The organism is Achromobacter sp. SX5 (assembly GCF_056711425.1).
Window position 1 is genome coordinate 560,773 of record NZ_CM160041.1, and the last position, 18,293, is coordinate 579,065.

At 68.9% G+C, this 18,293-nt stretch carries 16 protein-coding genes and 1 pseudogene; 7 read left to right on the top strand and 10 right to left on the bottom strand.

Annotation, left to right across the window (positions count from 1 at the left end; all coding sequences use genetic code 11):
* Positions 1-41 precede the first annotated feature (41 nt).
* Positions 42-902, top strand: coding sequence for an isocitrate lyase/PEP mutase family protein (locus AC1M14_RS02635; RefSeq protein ID WP_102773374.1), 861 nt, complete (start codon positions 42-44; stop codon positions 900-902).
* A gap of 12 nt (positions 903-914) precedes the next feature.
* Here the strand turns inward: AC1M14_RS02635 and AC1M14_RS02640 are convergent, their stop codons facing one another.
* The 3 genes from AC1M14_RS02640 to AC1M14_RS02650 all read right to left on the bottom strand — a co-directional run bounded on the left by AC1M14_RS02640 (position 915) and on the right by AC1M14_RS02650 (position 7,466).
* Complete coding sequence (locus tag AC1M14_RS02640; RefSeq protein ID WP_479730910.1) at positions 915-3,791, bottom strand: WG repeat-containing protein; 2,877 nt, start codon at positions 3,789-3,791, stop codon at positions 915-917.
* Positions 3,788-6,958, bottom strand: coding sequence for a WG repeat-containing protein (locus tag AC1M14_RS02645; protein WP_479730911.1), 3,171 nt, complete (start codon positions 6,956-6,958; stop codon positions 3,788-3,790). Before AC1M14_RS02645 ends, AC1M14_RS02640 begins: the two co-directional genes overlap by 4 nt.
* Positions 6,959-7,085: 127 nt before the next feature.
* Positions 7,086-7,466, bottom strand: a complete 381-nt coding sequence (locus AC1M14_RS02650; protein WP_479730912.1) for a cupin domain-containing protein — start codon at positions 7,464-7,466, stop codon at positions 7,086-7,088.
* A gap of 74 nt (positions 7,467-7,540) precedes the next feature.
* On the opposite strand from AC1M14_RS02650, the gene AC1M14_RS02655 reads away from it, so the two are divergent.
* The 4 genes from AC1M14_RS02655 to AC1M14_RS02670 all read left to right on the top strand — a co-directional run bounded on the left by AC1M14_RS02655 (position 7,541) and on the right by AC1M14_RS02670 (position 10,803).
* On the top strand, positions 7,541-7,795 hold the full coding sequence (locus tag AC1M14_RS02655) for an Arm DNA-binding domain-containing protein (RefSeq protein WP_102773378.1): 255 nt from the start codon (positions 7,541-7,543) through the stop codon (positions 7,793-7,795).
* Positions 7,792-8,340 (top strand): ureidoglycolate lyase, encoded by a 549-nt coding sequence (locus AC1M14_RS02660; RefSeq protein WP_102773379.1) that lies wholly within the window; start codon positions 7,792-7,794, stop codon positions 8,338-8,340. Before AC1M14_RS02655 ends, AC1M14_RS02660 begins: the two co-directional genes overlap by 4 nt.
* A 62-nt stretch (positions 8,341-8,402) precedes the next feature.
* Entirely contained in the window at positions 8,403-9,869 is a 1,467-nt protein-coding gene (locus AC1M14_RS02665; protein WP_102773380.1) for a DUF1254 domain-containing protein, read from the top strand.
* 4 nt (positions 9,870-9,873) lie between these two features.
* Positions 9,874-10,803, top strand: coding sequence for a LysR family transcriptional regulator (locus AC1M14_RS02670; RefSeq protein ID WP_209164659.1), 930 nt, complete (start codon positions 9,874-9,876; stop codon positions 10,801-10,803).
* A 10-nt stretch (positions 10,804-10,813) separates the two neighbouring features.
* On the opposite strand, the gene AC1M14_RS02675 is transcribed toward AC1M14_RS02670, so the two are convergent.
* The 7 genes and pseudogenes from AC1M14_RS02675 to AC1M14_RS02705 form a co-directional block, all read right to left on the bottom strand.
* Positions 10,814-11,629, bottom strand: a complete 816-nt coding sequence (locus AC1M14_RS02675; protein ID WP_479730913.1) for an SDR family oxidoreductase — start codon at positions 11,627-11,629, stop codon at positions 10,814-10,816.
* A gap of 20 nt (positions 11,630-11,649) precedes the next feature.
* Positions 11,650-12,849: an ABC transporter substrate-binding protein gene (locus AC1M14_RS02680; RefSeq protein WP_479730914.1), complete on the bottom strand. Its 1,200-nt coding sequence runs from the start codon at positions 12,847-12,849 to the stop codon at positions 11,650-11,652.
* A 25-nt stretch (positions 12,850-12,874) separates the two neighbouring features.
* On the bottom strand, positions 12,875-13,810 hold the full coding sequence (gene kce, locus AC1M14_RS02685) for a 3,5-dioxohexanoate:acetyl-CoA acetone transferase (protein ID WP_102773384.1): 936 nt from the start codon (positions 13,808-13,810) through the stop codon (positions 12,875-12,877).
* Positions 13,811-14,018: 208 nt separating this feature from the next.
* Entirely contained in the window at positions 14,019-15,185 is a 1,167-nt protein-coding gene (locus AC1M14_RS02690; RefSeq protein ID WP_479730915.1) for a PDDEXK nuclease domain-containing protein, read from the bottom strand.
* Positions 15,182-15,322: pseudogene (locus AC1M14_RS02695) on the bottom strand (integrase); the annotation flags it as partial. The gene AC1M14_RS02690 and the pseudogene AC1M14_RS02695, both read right to left, overlap by 4 nt.
* An 82-nt stretch (positions 15,323-15,404) precedes the next feature.
* Positions 15,405-15,686: a peptidylprolyl isomerase gene (locus AC1M14_RS02700; protein ID WP_102773385.1), complete on the bottom strand. Its 282-nt coding sequence runs from the start codon at positions 15,684-15,686 to the stop codon at positions 15,405-15,407.
* A 136-nt stretch (positions 15,687-15,822) separates the two neighbouring features.
* Entirely contained in the window at positions 15,823-16,839 is a 1,017-nt protein-coding gene (locus AC1M14_RS02705; RefSeq protein ID WP_479730916.1) for an amino acid ABC transporter substrate-binding protein, read from the bottom strand.
* Between the two features lie 130 nt (positions 16,840-16,969).
* On the opposite strand from AC1M14_RS02705, the gene AC1M14_RS02710 reads away from it, so the two are divergent.
* Together AC1M14_RS02710 and AC1M14_RS02715 are read left to right on the top strand one after the other, a co-directional pair.
* Entirely contained in the window at positions 16,970-17,812 is an 843-nt protein-coding gene (locus AC1M14_RS02710; RefSeq protein ID WP_111826000.1) for an AraC family transcriptional regulator, read from the top strand.
* A 75-nt stretch (positions 17,813-17,887) separates the two neighbouring features.
* Entirely contained in the window at positions 17,888-18,274 is a 387-nt protein-coding gene (locus AC1M14_RS02715; protein ID WP_479730917.1) for a cupin domain-containing protein, read from the top strand.
* The last annotated feature ends 19 nt before the right edge of the window (positions 18,275-18,293 follow it).

The following is an 18,293-nucleotide window of genomic DNA, read 5'->3' on the forward strand; positions in this document are numbered from 1 at the left end:
ACGATCATGGACGCATCCGATACGTCCTTCAAGGAATCCGCATGAACGCCCCAGTCAAACCCAGCACCCTGTTGCGCCAGCGCCTGGCCGCCGACGTCGTCGTGGCGCCCGGCGCCTATGACGGCATGTCGGCCCGCCTGGTGGCCGCGGCCGGCTTTCCGGCGGTCTACGCCAGCGGCGGCGCCATCGCGCGCGCCGCGGGCTACCCCGACATCGGCCTGCTGAGCTTTACCGAAGTGATGGACCGCGTGGAAAAAATCGTCGACGCCAGCGGGCTGCCGGTGGTGGCCGATGCCGACACCGGCTTCGGCGGGTCGGCCAACGTCGAGCGCACCGTGCGCATCATGGAGCGCGCCGGCGTGGCCGCCTTCCACATCGAGGACCAGTCGTTTCCCAAGCGCTGCGGCCACCTGGACGACAAGAGCCTGGTCGACGTGGAGGAAATGTGCCGCAAGGTGCACATCGCGCGCCAGACCCTGAGCGACCCCGACGCGCTGGTGATCGCGCGCACCGACGCCATCGCGGTCGAGGGCTTCGACGCCGCGCTGGCGCGCGCGCAGCGCTACGTGGAAGCGGGCGCCGACATGCTGTTCGTGGAAGCGCCCGAGACGCGGGAGCAGATCCAGGCCATCGCCGAGCGCCTGCCCGGCCTGAAGCTCATCAACATGTTCTACGGCGGCAAGACGCCGCTGGTGCCGTTGCCCGAACTGGCGGCAATGGGCTATCGCCTGGTCATCATTCCGTCGGACCTGCAGCGCGCCGCCATCCATGCCATGCAGGCCACGCTGGCGGCCATCCGCCAGACCGGCGACAGCAGCGCCCTGGCCGAGCGCCTCACCAGCTTCAAGGAGCGCGAGGAGATCGTGCAGACCCGCCGCTACCTGGCGCTGGACGCGCAATAGCGGCGGGAGGCGCTATCCGGGGCAGCGCCGCGGCAGGGTCAGCGGCCACAGCCGCTGGCCGTACGAGCCGTACAGCGTGCGCACGCCGCATTCCATCGCCACGCGCGCCACCGGCCTGCCGGTGCGGTCGATGATGGAAGACCATTCCATGGTCGAGACCACGGCGCGCCCGTCCCGGAACGGCGAGACGGTTTCGTAGGCGGGCAGCAGCGCCATCTCGCCGGCGGCGTTGACGTAGCCATAGGCGCTGTCGGCGTAGACCGGCGCCAGGCCCTCGCTCAGGCGGCCCAGCGCATCGAACGCGGGTCCGGTGAGCGCGCCGCGGGCGTCGACCGCGCGCATCGCGCGGCTCGACAGCTGCGACACGGCATAGCCTTCCGAGTAGGCCGACGCAAGGCCCTCGGCGCTCACGCGGACCTTGCCGTCCAGGCCGACGTAGTCGGTCTTCTGCCTGCCCTGGTCGATGTAGCGCCGCAGCAGCGTGGGCGAGCCGGCCGGCCAACTCCAGTCGCCATCGGGCAGGGCGGCGACGGTCTTGCCCTGCGCGTCGATCACGCGGTCGCCGTCGTCGTCGCTCACCAGGGCGCGGGCCGGCGCGCCGCGGAAGGTGCCGCCGATCACGGCGGCGGGCGCGATCTGCCACCGGCCCTGCGCGTCCAGATAGCCGCTGCGCGGGGCGCGGCGGATCTCCATCCAGTCGCCCAGGCGGGTGTAGCGCGCATCCTCCATGTCCAGCGCGTCGGCGCCGTCGGGCGAGATGATCCAGCGGCGCTTGCCGTCGTCGGCGGTAATGGCGCCGGTCTCGTCGGCGTGGGCCTGCAGGTTGGGCAGGAAGGCGGTCAGCGCGCGGCCCTCGGCGTTGAACAGGGCGGAGGGGCGTTTGTATTCCTCCTGCTGCGGGTCGGCCTGCTGCACCTGCCACAGCTGCGCGTTGACGCGCCTGGCGGCATGGTGGCTGGCCGGCACGATCCAGCGGCCCTGCAGGTCGATGACGCCGCTGCGGTCCGGCCCCAGCGAGGCCACGGCCTGGCCGTGCTCGAATTCGCCGATGCTGCGATAGCGCGCCTCGGCGATGACCTTGCCGGCCACGAAGTCGTACAGGCCCCAGGGCGCGTCCTCGGCCGCGGTCTCCACGAAACGCACCACGCCGGGCGCGACGATTTCCGTGTCGAAGTAACCCGCCGGCAGCGCATAGGCCTTGCCGTCGCGGTCGATCATGCGGCTTGCGCCGCCGCCGTAGGCCAGCGCATAGCCGTGGCGGAATTCCCCGATGTATTGCTGCGCGGGCAGGTCGATGGGCTTGCCGGCCGCGTCCAGCAGGCGCATGCCGTCGGCCGTGTGGGCGGCGTAGCGCAGGTGCCGCGCCTCAAGTCCTGCGGGCGGCTCGCCGTCGTACCGGTCGACGACGTCCAGCGGGGTCACCTCGGTCCAGGCGGCGTCGCTCACGATGCTGCCGTCGGCCAGCACCAGGCCGGCGCCGGTCTCGGTGTTGCAGTGGCAGTAGCCGTGGCTGAGCAGGCCCAGCGGGCCGCCGGGCATGTCCAGCGCCAGCGGCCGCAGCGCCATCTGCTGCGCGGCCTCGACCGTCTCGGGCTTGAGCAGCGCGCGGCCTTCGGCGTCGATCACGTTGAGCAGGCGGGTGTCCTGGAACAGCCACAGCCTGCCCTGGCGCACCTCCATGCGGCTGAACTCGCCCAGCCAGGCCGGCGCGCGGTCGCCGTACAGCCAGGCGCCGGAGGGCGTCAGCAGCCCGGCCGACGTGTTTTGCGCGTCGGTGAAACGCACATAGCCGTCCAGATCGCCGACGACGGCCAGGTCCGCGCCCAGCTCCACCGGTTCGCCGCGGCCCGGGATCAAGGCCATCACCTTGTTGCCGGAGGGATAGAGCAGCGTGTCGCCAAAGCGCTGCGAACCATAGGCCTGATCGCCCTTGAGCCTGGCCACGGGCTTGCCCGCGGCGTCCAGCACCGCATAGCTGCCGCGCTCCAGCTCGGCGCTCCAGAACGCATTGCCCAGTTGCCTCAGTTCGCGGTAGCGCTGGCCCTCGTCCAGCACCGACCGGCCCTGCGGGTCCAGCAATTCCGCGCCGCGCGGCCCGTAGGCCAGGGCCAGCGCGCCTTCCTCGGACGGCTCCAGGATGTCGTCGTAGACCGGCTCCAGCGCCCAGTTCCACTGGCCGTCCACCAGGCCGTAGCGGCCCTCGTCGTTGCGCGCCACGTACAGCTGCTTGCCATAGGCGCGGATCAGATGGATGCCGGCGTCGCCGTAGCGGCGCTCGCCGCTGGCGGAGCGGTACTCCAGCTTGTATTCCAGCGTGGCCAGGGCCGGCACGCCATCCTGCAGGCGCAGCGAGGCCACGCTTTCGTCCAGCGGCTCGCCCACGTAATTGCCCTTGCGGTCGATCAGATGGTGGCGGCCGTCCAGCGTGGCCACGGCCAGGCCGGCCTGCGTGAAGTTCTGCACGGCGTCGAACTGCGGGCGCACCGCCATGCGGCCGCGCGTGTCGATGAAACCCCAGCGGCCCTGCCACTTGACGGCGGCCAGGCCGTGGCGGAAGTCGCCCACGGCCTCGAATATCGGGTCGATCGCCAGCCTGCCGTTCTGGTCCAGGAAGCCCCAGGCATGGCGGCGCAGCGACCGGTCGCCGGGCGCCGGGCCGGCGCTTTTCAGTGCGCTGGGCAGCAGCACCGCCGCGCGCTTGTCCGACAGCGTGCGGATGCAGCCGTTGGCGTAGGGGCTGCCGGCGCTCGTGTCCAGTTCGGCGTAGCTGTCGTACGGGGCGTTCTCCAGGCAGCCGGCGTCTCCGTACTGCGCGTGGGCGGACAGGGACGCGCCCAGCGCGGCCAGCGCGCAGGCGAGACGGGTGATGCTGAATGCGCGTGACTTCATTGTTGTTCCGCTTTGGCGTTGTCGGGGGCGAGCTCGAACTTCCCTGCCGCGGGGCAGCTCATCTTCTGCTGCGGCCAGCTGATGCGGCCGAGGCGGTCCAGGATGGTCAGCGTGTCGCACACCATGACGAAGGTCGCCAGCGGTTCTCCCTTTGTGTCGATGAACTGCGTGTATCCGTCCTGGCGCACCAGCGCGCGTTCCTCGTGGAAGTCGCCGGCCCACGAGAACAGCGGCGGGATCGCATAGCGCCCGCTCAGGTCGATGTAGCCGAACTGCTTGCCGGTGCGCTGCTTGCGCTGCGCCACGGCCAGGCCGTTCCTGAGCGGTCCCAGCCAGTCGAAGTGCGGCCCCACGATGCGCTTGCCGGCGGCGTCGACGAAGCCGTAGCGGTCGTTGCCGCCGTCGCCGCTGTAGGGCACCACGCCTTCGCTGGCGAAGCGATAGCGCACGCTGTAGCTGCCGGGCACGCGCGCGACCTCGTTGCCGCGCAGGTCCGTCATGACGCTGCCGCCGTCGTCCTGGTACACGATGCGCTGCATGCCGGCCAGCGGCGTGCCGTCGCCGCGGCCATCCAGCAGCGTCTTGCCGTTCTGGTCGATCAGGCGGTAGCCGGCGCCGTCGTAGGCGCGCGCCAGGCCTTCGGGCTGCACGAAGAAGGGATTGAATTCGCCATACAGGGCGGGCACCTTCAGCTCGCCGCGGGCGTCGATGGCGCCTTCGCGCTCGTCGCCCTCCATGTAGATCCAGTCGCCGTACACCTCGTTGCGGCGCTGCCGGCTGTCGGCCAGGCGCAGGCCCGCGCCGTCCGCGTCGAACAGCATCAGGCCGGCGTCCTCCAGCTCGGCGATGTAGCGTCCGTCCTTCAGGGCGGTGGGCTTATTGGCCAGCGCCGGGCTGGACTTGCCGCTGCGCAGGTTGACGAGCCGGTAGCCGCGCGACGAGTCGGAAGCGCGCGGGCCGGTGTCGGGAACCAGCATGAGGCCATTGCCCAGGTATTCCAGTTCGTACGCGCTCTGGTAGGCGGGGCGCAGCGCCCATCGCCCCTTGCTGTCGATCACGCCCCACTGGCCCCGTTCCTGCACCAGGGCCCAGCCGTCGCGGAACGCTTCGATGCCGTCGTACACCGGCTTGAGCATCGGCGCGCCGGCGCGCAGGTTCCAGACGCCCCAGCGGCGTTCGCGGTTCTCGTCCGGCGCGCGGTAGTGGAGCATGTCGCCGTCCAGGCCCTCGGCGCCGTCGAGCACCGCGTCGGGCACGGCCACGGTCTTGCCCCGGGCGTCGATCAGCACCTCCTCGCCGCGCTGCGAGCCCGCCGGCCGCGCCCAGGCGTAACCGCCGCGGAACGGGCGCAGATTGCCGAAGCGCGGCGGGACCGCCCACTTGCCCGCCGCGTCGATCGCGCCGGCCTTGCCTTCGCGGGTGCGCACCGGCAAGGGCATGGACACGTCATAGGCCGAGATGTCGTCCCAGTCCGCGTTGGTCACGATCTTGCCGGCCGGCGTCAGGATGCCGATGGGCTGCCCATAGGCATGCGGACGCAGCAGCGCCAACGGCATCGGGGCCGTGCCGGCGGCGCCGCGCCTGCTTTCGTCGCGGCGGCTGAAGGCGGTGACGTCGTAGGCCCGCAGCCGCGCGACGGTGGCGTCGTCCAGCAGCGGCCTGCCGTCGGCGGCGTAGATCTGCACCAGCCCGCCCTGGCTGATTTCCGCGCCGCTGGCCGCGGCGGCGGCCGCGGCTTCGGCGGCTGCCGCCGCCGCATCGGCCGCGTCGGCGGCATCGGCGGCCGCACCCGCCTCGGACGCCGCCGAGACCGGCGGCATGGGAATCATCGGCGGCGGCGGCGCGTCGGCCGGCACTGCCGCCGCCGGGATGGCGGCGTCGCTTGCGATCATCGCGCCCGCGTCGTCGGCTGCCGGTTCGCCGCCGATGTCCTCGGCGGCTTCGGCTTCGACCGGGGCGGCGGCGTCCTCGGCCCGGGCCACGGCGTCCTGGCCCGGCTGTTCGGCGGCCTGGGCCTGCGGGGCGTTGCCGGGCTGGGCGCCGGAAATCCAGGCCTGGCCCTCGCGCACGTCCACGCGGCCCTGGCCGACGGGCACCCGGATCAGCCTGTCGGCGGCGTCGATCAGCAGCACGAGGTCGTCGTCGACCATGAAGCGCCAGCCTTCGCGATCCTGCACGCCGGCGTAAGGAGATTTGAAGCGATGCAGCACCTGGCGCTGGCCGTCCAGCAGCTGGGCCGGCCCGCCGTCGTCGGGACGGGCCAGCCACAGGCCGGGCGCCACAGACTGCAATTGCCGGTAGCGCTCGGAAGAAAGCGCCTGGCCGGCCGCGTCCACGAACAGCCAGCGCTCTTCGCGGCGCACCGCCAGAAGCGCGCCGTCGCGCAACGGCGGCTCCTGCGACTGCAGGGCCTGCGGCGTCACGGCCCAGCCGCCCGCCTGGTCCAGCAGCCCCCACCAGCCGCCATAGCGCGTGTCGCGCAACTGGGCCGGCAGATAGCCGCCGGTTGGCGCCGCCAGCCGCATCACGCCTTCGGGCAGCGTGGCCGCCTTGCCGGTCGCGACGTTGAACAGCCGCGGCGGCTGCGGGATTTCCATCGCCGCCAGCTTCTGGCCCGGCCGGAAACCCCAGCTGCGCGCGCCCAGCGCAAAGGTCTTGAGCGTCTTGCCCTGGCGGTCGATCAGCACGTCGCGGCCGTCCGCTTCCACCACCGCGCTGCCTTCGGCGTTGAAGCCGCTGGCGCGCGCGTAACGGGGTTCGATGGCCCAGCGGCCGCCGCGGTCGATATAGCCCCAGCGCCCGTCCTTGTTCACCGCGGCCAGGCCGTTCTGGAACGGCTCGGCCTCGTCATAGGCGGGCGCGATGGCCATGCGGCCCTGCTTGTCGAGGTAGCCCCAGCGGCCCGCGGCGTCGCCGGCCGAGCCGGTCAGCACCGCGGCCAGGCCTTCGCTGTAGGGCTGGTGGCATTCCGGACGCGCGCCCGGTTCGAAGAAGTCGCCGAGGCAGCGCGCGATCCAGCTGGATTGCGCCTGGGCCGGCGCCTGCACCGCGGCCAGGCTGGCCAGCGCCAGGGCGAGCGCCAGCGGCTTGAAGTCGAACGAGGCCCTCGCCGCGGGGCGGGGCGGGACGCAACCGCCGGAACGTAAGGGCCGGGCGCAATGCCGCATGGTCGTATGCCTGCCAAGAAGATGGGAAGGCAGCACTGTAACCACCCGTAGCAGGCAATAACTCGGGAAATGTAACCATCGAAAACCAAGCGTTAACAAGCGCCCGGTCTGCGCGCCGGCCGGCGCGCTACAGCGGGCGGTGCTGGGTGCCCCCGCCCATGGTCACGTGCACCATGCGACAGGGCTCCAGCACCTTGACCGTGTGCCACGCGCCCTTGGGTATCACGTAGGCGTCGCCCGCCTGCATGTGGATTTTCTGGATGCCGGTGGGCCACTCCAGCTGCAGCTCGGCCGCGCCCGACAGCAAGCGCACGACCTCGTCGGCCTGCGGGTGCATTTCCCATTGCGGCCAGTCCGAGGCGAAGCTGAACTCCGACAGCAGCCAGCCTCGGCCGTAGCGGTCGAGTTCCTCGGGCGGCTGCGACCAGAACGCGTCGCCGCCTTCGACGGTGGTGCTGGCGCCCGAGGCGTCCAGCAGGACATAGTGCGATGACAGATCCGTGGTCATAATGCGCTTCCTGAGAGGGGCGTCGGAACAGTGTAAAGCGATATCATGTCGCTCATCGGCAATGGGAGAGGACGATGCGTGAGACGGCGGCGCGCCAGGGATTCGACGGGGTCAGGCCCGCCTCGGAGTCTTCCATCGAGATCGGTTTCTTCCACCAGGGCCGGCATTGCGTCGAGCGCATCCGCGCCAAGCCCACCGCCGCCAATCTCAAGCGCGCCGCCGAACGGCGCGCGGCCATACTCGAGGCCATCGCGCGCGGCGAATTCGACTACGATGCCGAATTCCCGAAGCGCGCCCGCGCGGCCAAGCCAACACAGGGTTCCGCATGACGAGCAACGAGCAACTGGAAATCAATGTTCTGACGCCCGAGGCCTTCCGCCCCTACGGCTGGATGCTGGGCAAGCCCATCCCGGACGGCAACGGCGTGCCGCTGTACTCCAACGCGGCCACCGATTTCTGGCAGGAGCACCTGTTCAATACCGGCGCGGGCGGCGACGCCGAGCTGCTGTGGGTCAACTACCGCAGCCGCTCGCTTGAAATCGACAGCCTCGAAAAACACCTGCTGACCCAGCAGGCCATCGTCCCGCTGACCGGCGAGATCATCCAGGTCGTGGCGCCCAGCGCCGCCGACGGCAGCCCGGACCTGTCCCAGGTCGCGGCTTTCCGGGTGCCGCAGGGGCAGGGCGTGTGCATGCGGCCCGGCTGCTGGCACGCCACGCGCGTGGCCGAGGCCGAAGTCACCTGCCTGATGCTGACCCGCCGTTCCACCACGCTGGACCTGATCCAGCACCTGACCACGGACGCCAGCGCCAGCGAAAGCGCGATCCAGGCCATTCCGGTCTTGCGGCTGGAAAGCCAGGTCCAGGAGGCCTGAGCAGCCGCGCGCGGCGATACGCGGGCCGGCCCGGCCCATCCCTCGAAATGTTGGAGCACTGAATGCGCAACCGTCAGATATGCACCGGCTTTTTCCTGGCAACCCGCCGCGGCCTGCGCCTGGCGGCCGCGGCTCTCCTGGCGGGCGCGCTGGCCGGCTGCAGTTTCCATTCGCCCGACGCCGCCAGCGGTTCGCGTTCGGTCGGGATAGACGGCGTCACGGCGCAGCAGGCGCGCAGCATCGCGCGCGAGGCCTATCTGTACGGCACGCCCATGGTCGCCAGCTACCAGACCATGTACGCCTTCAGCATCGACAGGAACGGTCCGCAGTACAAGGGCCCGTTCAACACCATCAGCAGCATGGCGCGCGTCTATGCGCCCGAGGACAAGGCCTATGCGCCCAGCTCCGACACCGGCTACTCGTACGCGGCGCTGGACCTGCGCGCCGAGCCCGTGGTCGTCACCGTGCCGCCGATTGGCGGCGGGCGCTATTACGCGCTGCAGCTGATGGACCTGTATACGCACAATTTCGGCTATATCGGCAGCCGCAGCACCGGCAACGGCGGCGGGCGCTTCCTGGTGGCCGGTCCCGGCTGGAACGGCAAGACGCCGGCCGGCATCACCAAGGTGTTCCGGTCGGAAACCGAACTGGCCAACCTGGTGGGACGCACGCGGATCTACAGCGCCGCCGACGTGCCCAACGTCAAGCGCATCCAGTCCCGCTACAAGGTGCAGACGCTGTCTGCGTACCGCCGCCAGCGCGCGCCCGCCCCGGCGCCGGCGGTGGACTGGATCGCCGCCGAATCGCCGGCGCAGCTGCGCAGCTCGCTGGAGTTCTACAACCAGTTCGCCTTCCTGCTGCAGTTCGCGCCCGAGCATGCCTCGGAGCGCTCGCTGCGCGCGCGTTTCGCCAGCATCGGCCTCGCGGCCGGCGAGCCGTTCGACGTCGGCAAGCTCAACCCGGCGCTGCGACGCGCCCTGCAGGAAGGCATGCACGACGGCCAGAACGACATCGACAAAAAGCGCGAAGCCCTGCAGGGCAGGACCGACGGGCTTTACGGCGACCGCAAGTCGCTGGGCAATGACTACCTGGCGCGCGCCACCGGCGCGCAGGTCGGCCTGGGCGGCAGCGGACGCGAGGAGGCCATGTCCCCGGCGCTGGAAAAAGACAGCTACGGCCAGCAGCTCGACGGCCGCAACAAATACACGCTGCGCTTTCCGCCTCGCGGCCTGCCGCCGGTGCGCGCCTTCTGGTCCATGACCCTGTACCGGCTGCCCGACCAGCAGCTGGTGGCCAACCCCATCGGCCGCTACCAGATCAACGCGTCCATGTTGAGCCGACTCAAGCGCGACGCCGACGGCGGCATCACCCTCTACATCCAGCCGGAATCGCCGGGCAAGTCCCGGGAATCCAACTGGCTGCCGGCGCCGCAGGGACCGTTCATGCTGGCCTTCCGGTACTACTGGCCCAGGCCGGCGATGCTGGACGGCAAGTGGACCCAGCCGGAGATCCAGCGGGCGCCGGGATAACGGCATGAAGCGCAACTTCAACATCCACGATCTGCGCATCTTCTATACGGTGGTCATGGCCGGCTCGACCCGGCAGGCCGCGCAGATCATGCACCTGACGCAGCCGGCCGTCAGCCACGCCATCTCGCGCCTGGAGAGCGCCACCGGCGTGCAGCTTTTCGACCGTTCGTACAAGACCTTGCGGCCCACGGAGGCCGGGCAATACCTGTACAGCGAAGCCAAGTTCGTGCTGGACGAGCTGGTGCGCATCGACGAGGCCCTGCACAGCATCGAGCAGTTCGGCGGGCGCGGGCTGCGGATCGCGGCGTCGCCGGCGCTGGCATTGGGCTACGCGCCCGACGCGGTGCGGCGCTATCTGGACGCCAACGGCACGCGGCCGTTTTCCATCGACATCGAATCCTCGGTGCAGGCGATCAGCGCGGTCGAGACCATGCGCGCCGATTTCGGCCTGGGCGCCGTCCACCGCGACAGCGCGCGGCTGCGCTTCACGCCGTTTCTGCGCGCCGACGTCGTCGCCATCGCGCACCGCGACCATGCGCTGGCGCAGCGCGAAACCATCGCGGTGGCGGACATTCCGGCCGAGACCTACGTCAAGCCGCTGTGGTCCGACTACGTGGTGGCGCAGGGCGATATCGCGGATTCGCTGATCCTGCGCTCGGGCATGCGCGCGCACATGTCGCTGCTGCCGGGCACGGTGCGGGCCATGAAGGGCATCAGCCTGGTGAACGCGCTGTCGGCCTGGGACATCGCGGCCGCCTATCCCGACCTGGTGGTGCGCCCGCTGGCGTCGCGGCAGTGGTTCGAGTTCCTGCTCATCACGCGCAAGGAGGCGCAGAACCAGGAACTGGCCGAGCGGCTGCTGGACGCCCTGCGCGCCGCCGCCCAGGAGCGCCGCACCGGCGTCTACGCGCAGGCCATCGAACTGGCGGGCTGAGCCGCCGGCCTTATTGCGGCGGCTGCCACGGCAGCGATTGCAGGTCGCCGTCGATGCTGATGGCCTGGCCGCTGATCATCGCGCCATAGGGGCTGGCCAGAAACAGCGCCATGTTGGCGATGTCGGCGGCGCGCACGAACTGGCCCAGGCTGACGCCGGCCAGTTCGAGCCGGGTTTCCTCCTCGACCGTCAGGCCCATGTTCCTGGCGCGCGCCTCGATCACCCGCTCGATGCGCGGGCCGGCCACCAGGCCCGGCAGCAGCGCATTGACGCGGATGCCGTAGCCGCCCAGTTCCATGGCGAGCGAACGGGTCAGCCCCACCACGCCCCATTTGGTCGCCGCGTAGGGCGTGCGCATCGGCACGCCCATGCGGCCGGCCACCGAGCTGACGTTGATGATGCTGCCGCCGCCGGCCGAACGCAGCGCCGGCAGCGCATGGCGCACGGTATGGAACTGCGAGGCCAGGTTGATGCCCAGCGTCGCGTCCAGTTCCTGTGGTGCGATGTCGGCGATGCCGGCCGTGGGGCCGGCGATTCCGGCATTGTTGACCAGCACGTCCAGGCCGCCGAGCTGCGCCAGCGCGTCCTGCATGTAGCGGTCGATTTCCTCGCGCCGGCCGACGTCGGCGCGCGCGTTGGGGTGAGGGCAGGCGGCCAGCGCCTGCGCGTCCACGTCGCACACATGCACGCGGGCGCCGCGTTCGGCGAACGCGGCGGCGATGGCCGCGCCGATGCCCGCGGCGCCCGCGGTCACGATGACGCGCCGGCCGGCAAGGTCGACCGGCAGCGAGGAAATATCGCCGGGAACGGAGTTCTTCATGCTCATGCCGCTTTCCTCGTACGGGTTCAGGGTTTCATCAGGCGGCAGGTGGATTCCTGCGGCGACGTGTAGACCTGGTCGCCCGGCACGCGCGCCACCAGCTTGTAATAGTCCCACGGCCCCTTGGATTCCGACGGCTTCTTCACCTGCATCAGGAACATGTCGTGCACCATCAGCCCGTCGGCGCGGATCTTGCCGTCCTTGGCGAAGAAATCGTTCACCGGATTGGCCCTGAGCCACTTCATGACGGTGTCGCCGTCGGTGCTGTTGGTGGCCGCGACCGCCTTCAGGTAGGTCGTGGCCGCGGAATAGTCGCCGGCCTGCAGCATCGTGGGCTTTTTCTTCATGCGCTCCTCGAAGCGCGCCGCCCACTGCCGCGAAGGTTCGTCCTGGTCCCAGTACCAGGCGGTGGTCAGGTACATGTCCTGGGCGGCCTGCAGGCCCAGCGCATGGACGTCGGAAATCAGCACCAGCAGCCCGGCCAGCTTCATCGCCGGCGTCAGGCCGAATTCGGCGGCGGCCTTGACCGCGTTGCTGGTGTCGCTGGCCGAATTCGCCAGCCCCAGCACCGTCGCGCCGGACGCCTGCGCCTGCAGGATGAAGGACGAGAAATCGGCCGCGTTCAGCGGATGGCGCACGCGGCCCTTGACCGAGCCGCCGTCGGCCTGCACCACCGCCGAGGCGTCGCGCTCCAGCGCATGGCCGAAAGCATGGTCCACCGTCAGGAAGTACCAGTCCTTGTTGCCTTCCTTCATCATGGCGCGGGCGGTGCCGCGCGCCAGCGACACCGTGTCGTAGGCGTAGTGCACGGTATAGGGCGTGCACTGCGCGTTGGTCAGCTCCGAGGCGCCCGCGCTCACCACGAAGAACGGCGTCTTCTTTTCCTCGGCCACTTTCGCCATGGCCAGCGCCGCCGCCGAATTGGCGCCGGCGACCAGCATGTTCACGCCCTTCTGGTCCAGCCATTCGCGGGCGCGCGACGACGCGATGTCGGCGCGGTTCTGGTGGTCGGCCACCAGCACTTCCACCTTCTTGCCGGCCACCGTGCCGCCCATGTCCGCCACCGCCATCTTGATGGCCTCGGCGCCGCCCGGACCGTCGGCGTCCGCCGACAGCCCCGACATGTCGGTGATGAATCCGATGCGGATCACGCCGTCGTCGGCCTGGGCCGCGCCGGCCGTCGCAAACAGCGCCGCCAGGGCGGCCGCGCACAGGGTTTTTTTCATGGTTGTCTCCTCGGGGTGTCGTTATTCAGAACGCGACGTTGTCGCGTCCTTTGAGCTGCAGCGTCTCACGCGCTTCGTCGGGCGTCGCCACTTGCAGCGACAGGTCCTCCAGAATCCGACGGATTCTTCGCACCTGGTCCGCGTTCGAACGCGCCAGCTCGCCCGGGCCGTCCCACAGGGAGTCCTCCAGCCCCACGCGCACGTTGCCGCCCATCGTCGCGGCCATGGTCGCCAGCGGCGTCTGCTTGCGGCCGGCGGCCAGCACCGACCAGATGTAGTCGCCGCCGAACAGGCGGTCGGCGGTGCGCTTCATCATCATCACGTCTTCGGGATGCGTGCCGATGCCGCCACGTATGCCGAACACCGACTGGATCAGGAACGGCGGCTTGAGCAGCTTGCGGTCCACGAAATGCGCCGCCGTGTACAGATGGCCGATGTCGTAGCACTCGATCTCGAAGCGCGTGCCGTTGTCGCCGCAGGAGGTCAGGATGTGCTCGATGTCCTTGAACGTGTTCTTGAAGATCAGGTCGCTGCTGCCTTCGAGATAGGGGCGTTCCCAGGCGTGCTTGAATTCGCGGAACCGCTCCAGCAGCTCGTACATGCCGAAGTTCATGGAGCCCATGTTCAGCGACGCGACCTCGGGCTTGAACTGCAGCGCCGGCGCCATGCGGTCGGCCAGCGGCAGCACCGGCGAGCCGCCCGTGGTGATGTTGATCACCACGTCCGAGGCCTGCTTGATCCGCGGCAGGAACTGGGCGTAGAGCGCGGGGTCCTGGGTGGGCTGCCCGGTGTCGGGCCGGCGCGCATGCAGGTGCACGATGGCCGCGCCCGCGGCCGCGGCGTCCAGTGCGGAATGAGCGATCTCGTCGGGCGTGACGGGCAGGTGCGGCGACATCGACGGCGTATGGACCGAGCCGGTGATGGCGCAGGTGATGATGACCTTGTTCGGGGATTTTTTCATGGGTCCGGAGCGGTTCGGGGTTGTGGCTTTCCGGCAGTGTCCTTGCCGGGCTGACCCATTCTGTCGCGGGCCCGGGCCCCTGTCACCTGAACAGAAATAATCATTTGATAGGTTTTCCGGTGCTGCGCCGCGCCATCCCCCCAGACGAAAAAGCCCCACGCCGCGCGATAGTCGTCGGTACCGCGAGCGCAAGTGACGTGACACCCGGTTATTTCGTGCGTCTTTTGGGGATCAGCGTTTCACGAGATTCGAGCAGACGCCGCGTGTTCTCCAGCTCTTTTTGCAGCAATTCAGCATCTGGCAGCACCGTCCGGTAGTTCGCCGCCATCACCTTGGTCGGCAAGCCATCCAACGCATATCGCGCCAGGGCATGGCCCTTGTCGGCGCACAGGATCAGGCCCACCGGCGGATTTTCATCCGGGTAGGCCCAATGCTCCTTGGCATAGTTGCAGTACATATGCATCTGCCCCACGTCGGCATGGGTCAGGCTGCCCAGCTTCAGGTCAATGATAATCAGGCAGCGCAGCTTGCGATGGAAGAACAGCAGATCTACGCGATACCAGGTATGGTCGATACGCAGTCGGCGTTGCCGCCCAACGAAGGTGAAGCCTTCGCCCAGTTCCAGCAGAAAGTCTTCCAGCCGCTGGATCAAGGCTGCTTCCAGGTCAGATTCCGAATACTCGTCCTTGAGGTCGAGGAACTCCAGCACATAGGGGTCTTTGATCGCATCATTGGGCGTGATGACATCCTCGGGCTTGGCCACTGCCCCCTTGACCAGCATCGCAGCCTTGTCTTTGGACAAGGCTGTCCGTTCGTAGAACTGGCTTCCAATCTGCCGGTCGAGTTGGCGCACGCTCCAGCCGCCGCGCAGTGCCTCTGCCTCGTAGAACTGGCGGGCATGGTCATCCTTGACCGACAACAGGCGGACATAGGCCGACCACGGCAGGGTGAAGACCTGGGCCAGTTCGGAGAGGTCGAATTTCCGAGACACTGTCTCGGAATTCTCTATGGGCAATCCGTCTCCAGATTTCCGAGACAGTGTCTCGGAAATTGTCTCAAGGGGGTAAGCGAAGAAGAAGCGCCGCATGTTCTCCAGGTTGTCCGGGCTGAAACCGCGCCCGAATCGGGCCGTCAGGTCGGCGGACAACCGCGCGATCAACTGCTCGCCGTAACCGGCCCGCCGCCTGCCTTTCTGCTCGGCCTCGACGATCCGACGGCCAATCTCCCAATAGCTGGCTGTCATCAGTGCGTTGACACTGCGCGCCGCCGCCTGGCGCGCCGCGTCCAGCAGCTTCACGATGCCACCTTGGATACCGGCATAGCCAGCCGGTAAGGCGGCGGGCTTCCGCGTTGCCGCAGGCGTCTTCCTTGTCATGCTCTTGCCTCCATAGAACGGGACGCCCCGGTACTCGCCAGCCGCCGACTCGCCGTCAGTTTGGCCGCATCCCGCACCGGCTTGTCCTCGGTATGAACATAGTGCCTAAACATCGCCACGGTCTTGTGACCTGTGAGCTACTGGAGTCATCGTGAAACAAAAAAACCGCCGCCGGAAACCCGGCGGCGGCTTGCGTATCTACTGCGGACCGGCTGCGGCTCAGTCGTTGCGGCTGGTCACTTCCACGAGGTGGTAGCCGAACTGGGTCTTGACCGGACCCTGGACCACGCCGACCGGGGCGCTGAACACCACGGTGTCGAATTCCTTGACCATCTGGCCCGGGCCGAAGGTGCCCAGGTTGCCGCCGTCGCGGCTGGACGGGCAGCTGGAGTTTTCCTTGGCCAGCTGGGCGAAGTCGGCGCCGTTCTCGATGGCGGTCTTGAGTTCGTTGGCCTTGGCCTCGGTGGAGACCAGGATGTGACGGGCGGAGGCTTGTGCCATGTTGAGCTCCTTGCTGACTCGTTTTTTGGGAGGGGGAGAGTAACGCATTCAGCGGACGGGCGCTGTAACCCTAGGGTAACTCGCCAGGGCCCGCGCGCCCGCCACGAATACGTATCCCTTCAATACAGGCCCGCCGTCAGCGCACCGGCCAGCCGTACATCAGCCCGCCGTCCCGGTACGAGGCGTTCAGGCCGCGCGGCAGCTTCAGCGGGCTGCTCGGTCCCAGGTTCTTCTCGAAGCTCTCGCCATAGTTGCCGATGGTCTTGATGACGTTGTAGGCCCACTTGTCGTCCACGCCCAGGTGCTTGCCCATGCCCGGCGTCACGCCCAGCAGGCGCTGCACGTTGGGATTGGTGCTCTTGAGCATGTCGTCCACGTTCTTGGAGGTGATGCCGTATTCTTCCGCTTCCAGCATGGCGTTCAGGGTCCAGCGCACCACGTTGAACCACTGCTCGTCGCCCTGGCGCACCATGGGGCCGAGCGGCTCCTTGGAGAAGTTCTCCGGCAGGATGTCGTACTTTTCCGGGTTCTCCAGATTGCTGCGCGCGGCCGCCAGCTGCGACTTGTCGCCGGTGAAGGCGTCGCAGCGGCCCACGGCGAAGGCGCGGATGATCTCGTCCAGGCGTTCGACCACCACCGGCTTGAACACGATGTTCTGGGAGCGGAACCAGTCGGCCAGGTTCAGCTCCGTGGTGGTGCCGGGCTGCACGCAGACCGTGGCGCCGTCGAGTTCCTTGGCGCTTTTCACGTTCAGCGACTTGTTCACCATGATGCCCTGGCTGTCGTAGTAGTTCACGCCCACGCCGATCAGGCCCAGCGTGGTGTCGCGCGTCAGCGAGAGCGTGGTGTTGCGCGGCAGCACGTCGACTTCGCCCGACTGCAGCGCGGTGAATCGCTGCAGCGCGCTGACGGCCATGATCTTGGCCTTGGAGGCGTCGCCGAACATGGTGACGGCCAGCGCGCGGCACAGGTCCACGTCCAGGCCGATCCAGCCGCCCTTGCTGTCGTTCACCGAAAAGCCCGCCACGCCGGTGGACACGCCGCACTGGACGAAGCCCTTGCTCTTGACGCTGTCGAAGGTCGCGCCGGCATGGGCGGCCCACGACGTGAGGAACAGGGCGGAGCCCGCCGCGATCAGTTTCAGTGCTTTCATGATGTCTCCGCGCAAAGAAATACCGCCGGGCGGCGGCTTAGCGTGCGCGCAATGGTAGCCAGCGGCCCGGGGTGGGAATATCAGGGAATTCCCGTTAAATTCGCAGATCGGAATTTTCCCGGCGCCGAACATGAAAAAGCCAGAGGATCGCGCAGGCGGCCCGGCGGCGTCCGGGCGCGACTGGATGCAGCGCGCCCCGGGCGCGCGCAAGGTCGAGCGCATCGAAGCCTATTTCGGCGGGCATGGCTACGACATGCACCGCCATGACACCTATGCCATCGGCCGCACCCTGGCCGGGGTGCAGAGCTTTCACTACCGCAGCGGCATGGCGCACAGCCTGCCCGGCGGCACCATCGTGCTGCACCCCGACGAGCCGCACGACGGGCAGGCCGGCACCGAAGAGGGCTTTCGCTACCGCATGGCCTATATCGAGCCGGCGCTGATCCAGGAAGTTTTGGGCGGCAGGCCGCTGCCCTTCATCGCCGGCGGCCTGTCGTCCGACCCGCGCCTGTACGCGGCTTCCGACGCGCTGCTGCGCTCGCTGGACTGCCCCGACCCGCTGGAAGAGGACGACGCGATCTACGAACTGGCCAGCGCGCTGGACGCCGCGGCCGGCGCGCGGCGCGGACGGCGGGCGGTGGACTATCGCGCCGCCGAATTGGCGCGGACCTATCTGCTGGACCGGCTGGCGCATCCCGTCACGCTGGACGAACTGGAACAGGCCAGCGGGCGGGACCGCTGGAGCCTGTCGCGCGACTTCCGGGCGCTATACGGCACCAGCCCCTACCGCTACCTGACGATGCGGCGGCTGGAGCTGGCGCGCCGCCTGGCCGCCGCCGGCCAGCCGCTGGCCCAGGCCGCCGTCTGGGCCGGCTTCACCGACCAGAGCCACATGACCCGGCATTTCCGCCAGGCCTACGGCATGGCGCCGGGCCGCTGGTTGCGCGGGCTGCGCGGCCGGCGGCCCGCCTGAGCCTGCACGATCGTACAAGACCGCAGCCGCGCCGGCCGGCACACTGCCGTATCCCGCAAACACCAGGAGCCGATCATGCAAGCATCCCAGGCGCAGCGTCCCGCGCAATCCATCAACTTCGAACAGAAACTCGCGCTCATCGCCGACCGCTGGCAGCCGCGCGTCGTCGCGGAGATGAACGACTACCAGTTCAAGCTGGTCAGGATCGAAGGCGAATTCATCATGCACGCGCATCCCGACACCGACGAAACCTTCATCGTGCTGCACGGCCAGCTGCGCATCGACTTCCGCGACGGCCACGTGCTGGTCAATCCGGGCGAAATGTACGTCGTGCCCAAGGGCGTGGAACACAAACCCTATGCGCGCGAAGAAGTGTGGATGCTGCTGATCGAGCCGCGCGGCGTGGCCAACACCGGCGACCAGGGCGGCGAACGGACCGCGCCGAACGACGTCTGGATCTGAGCGGCGCCGGCCGCCGAAG

Excerpts from the sequence above, each read along its gene's own strand:
- AC1M14_RS02635 (WP_102773374.1), top strand. The coding sequence starts at position 42 with ATGAACGCCCCAGTCAAACCCAGCACCCTGTTGCGCCAGCGCCTGGCC.
- AC1M14_RS02640 (WP_479730910.1), bottom strand. The coding sequence starts at position 3,791 with ATGAAGTCACGCGCATTCAGCATCACCCGTCTCGCCTGCGCGCTGGCC.
- AC1M14_RS02645 (WP_479730911.1), bottom strand. The coding sequence starts at position 6,958 with ATGCGGCATTGCGCCCGGCCCTTACGTTCCGGCGGTTGCGTCCCGCCC.
- AC1M14_RS02650 (WP_479730912.1), bottom strand. The coding sequence starts at position 7,466 with ATGACCACGGATCTGTCATCGCACTATGTCCTGCTGGACGCCTCGGGC.
- AC1M14_RS02655 (WP_102773378.1), top strand. The coding sequence starts at position 7,541 with ATGCGTGAGACGGCGGCGCGCCAGGGATTCGACGGGGTCAGGCCCGCC.
- AC1M14_RS02660 (WP_102773379.1), top strand. The coding sequence starts at position 7,792 with ATGACGAGCAACGAGCAACTGGAAATCAATGTTCTGACGCCCGAGGCC.
- AC1M14_RS02665 (WP_102773380.1), top strand. The coding sequence starts at position 8,403 with ATGCGCAACCGTCAGATATGCACCGGCTTTTTCCTGGCAACCCGCCGC.
- AC1M14_RS02670 (WP_209164659.1), top strand. The coding sequence starts at position 9,874 with ATGAAGCGCAACTTCAACATCCACGATCTGCGCATCTTCTATACGGTG.
- AC1M14_RS02675 (WP_479730913.1), bottom strand. The coding sequence starts at position 11,629 with ATGAGCATGAAGAACTCCGTTCCCGGCGATATTTCCTCGCTGCCGGTC.
- AC1M14_RS02680 (WP_479730914.1), bottom strand. The coding sequence starts at position 12,849 with ATGAAAAAAACCCTGTGCGCGGCCGCCCTGGCGGCGCTGTTTGCGACG.
- kce (WP_102773384.1), bottom strand. The coding sequence starts at position 13,810 with ATGAAAAAATCCCCGAACAAGGTCATCATCACCTGCGCCATCACCGGC.
- AC1M14_RS02690 (WP_479730915.1), bottom strand. The coding sequence starts at position 15,185 with ATGACAAGGAAGACGCCTGCGGCAACGCGGAAGCCCGCCGCCTTACCG.
- AC1M14_RS02700 (WP_102773385.1), bottom strand. The coding sequence starts at position 15,686 with ATGGCACAAGCCTCCGCCCGTCACATCCTGGTCTCCACCGAGGCCAAG.
- AC1M14_RS02705 (WP_479730916.1), bottom strand. The coding sequence starts at position 16,839 with ATGAAAGCACTGAAACTGATCGCGGCGGGCTCCGCCCTGTTCCTCACG.
- AC1M14_RS02710 (WP_111826000.1), top strand. The coding sequence starts at position 16,970 with ATGAAAAAGCCAGAGGATCGCGCAGGCGGCCCGGCGGCGTCCGGGCGC.
- AC1M14_RS02715 (WP_479730917.1), top strand. The coding sequence starts at position 17,888 with ATGCAAGCATCCCAGGCGCAGCGTCCCGCGCAATCCATCAACTTCGAA.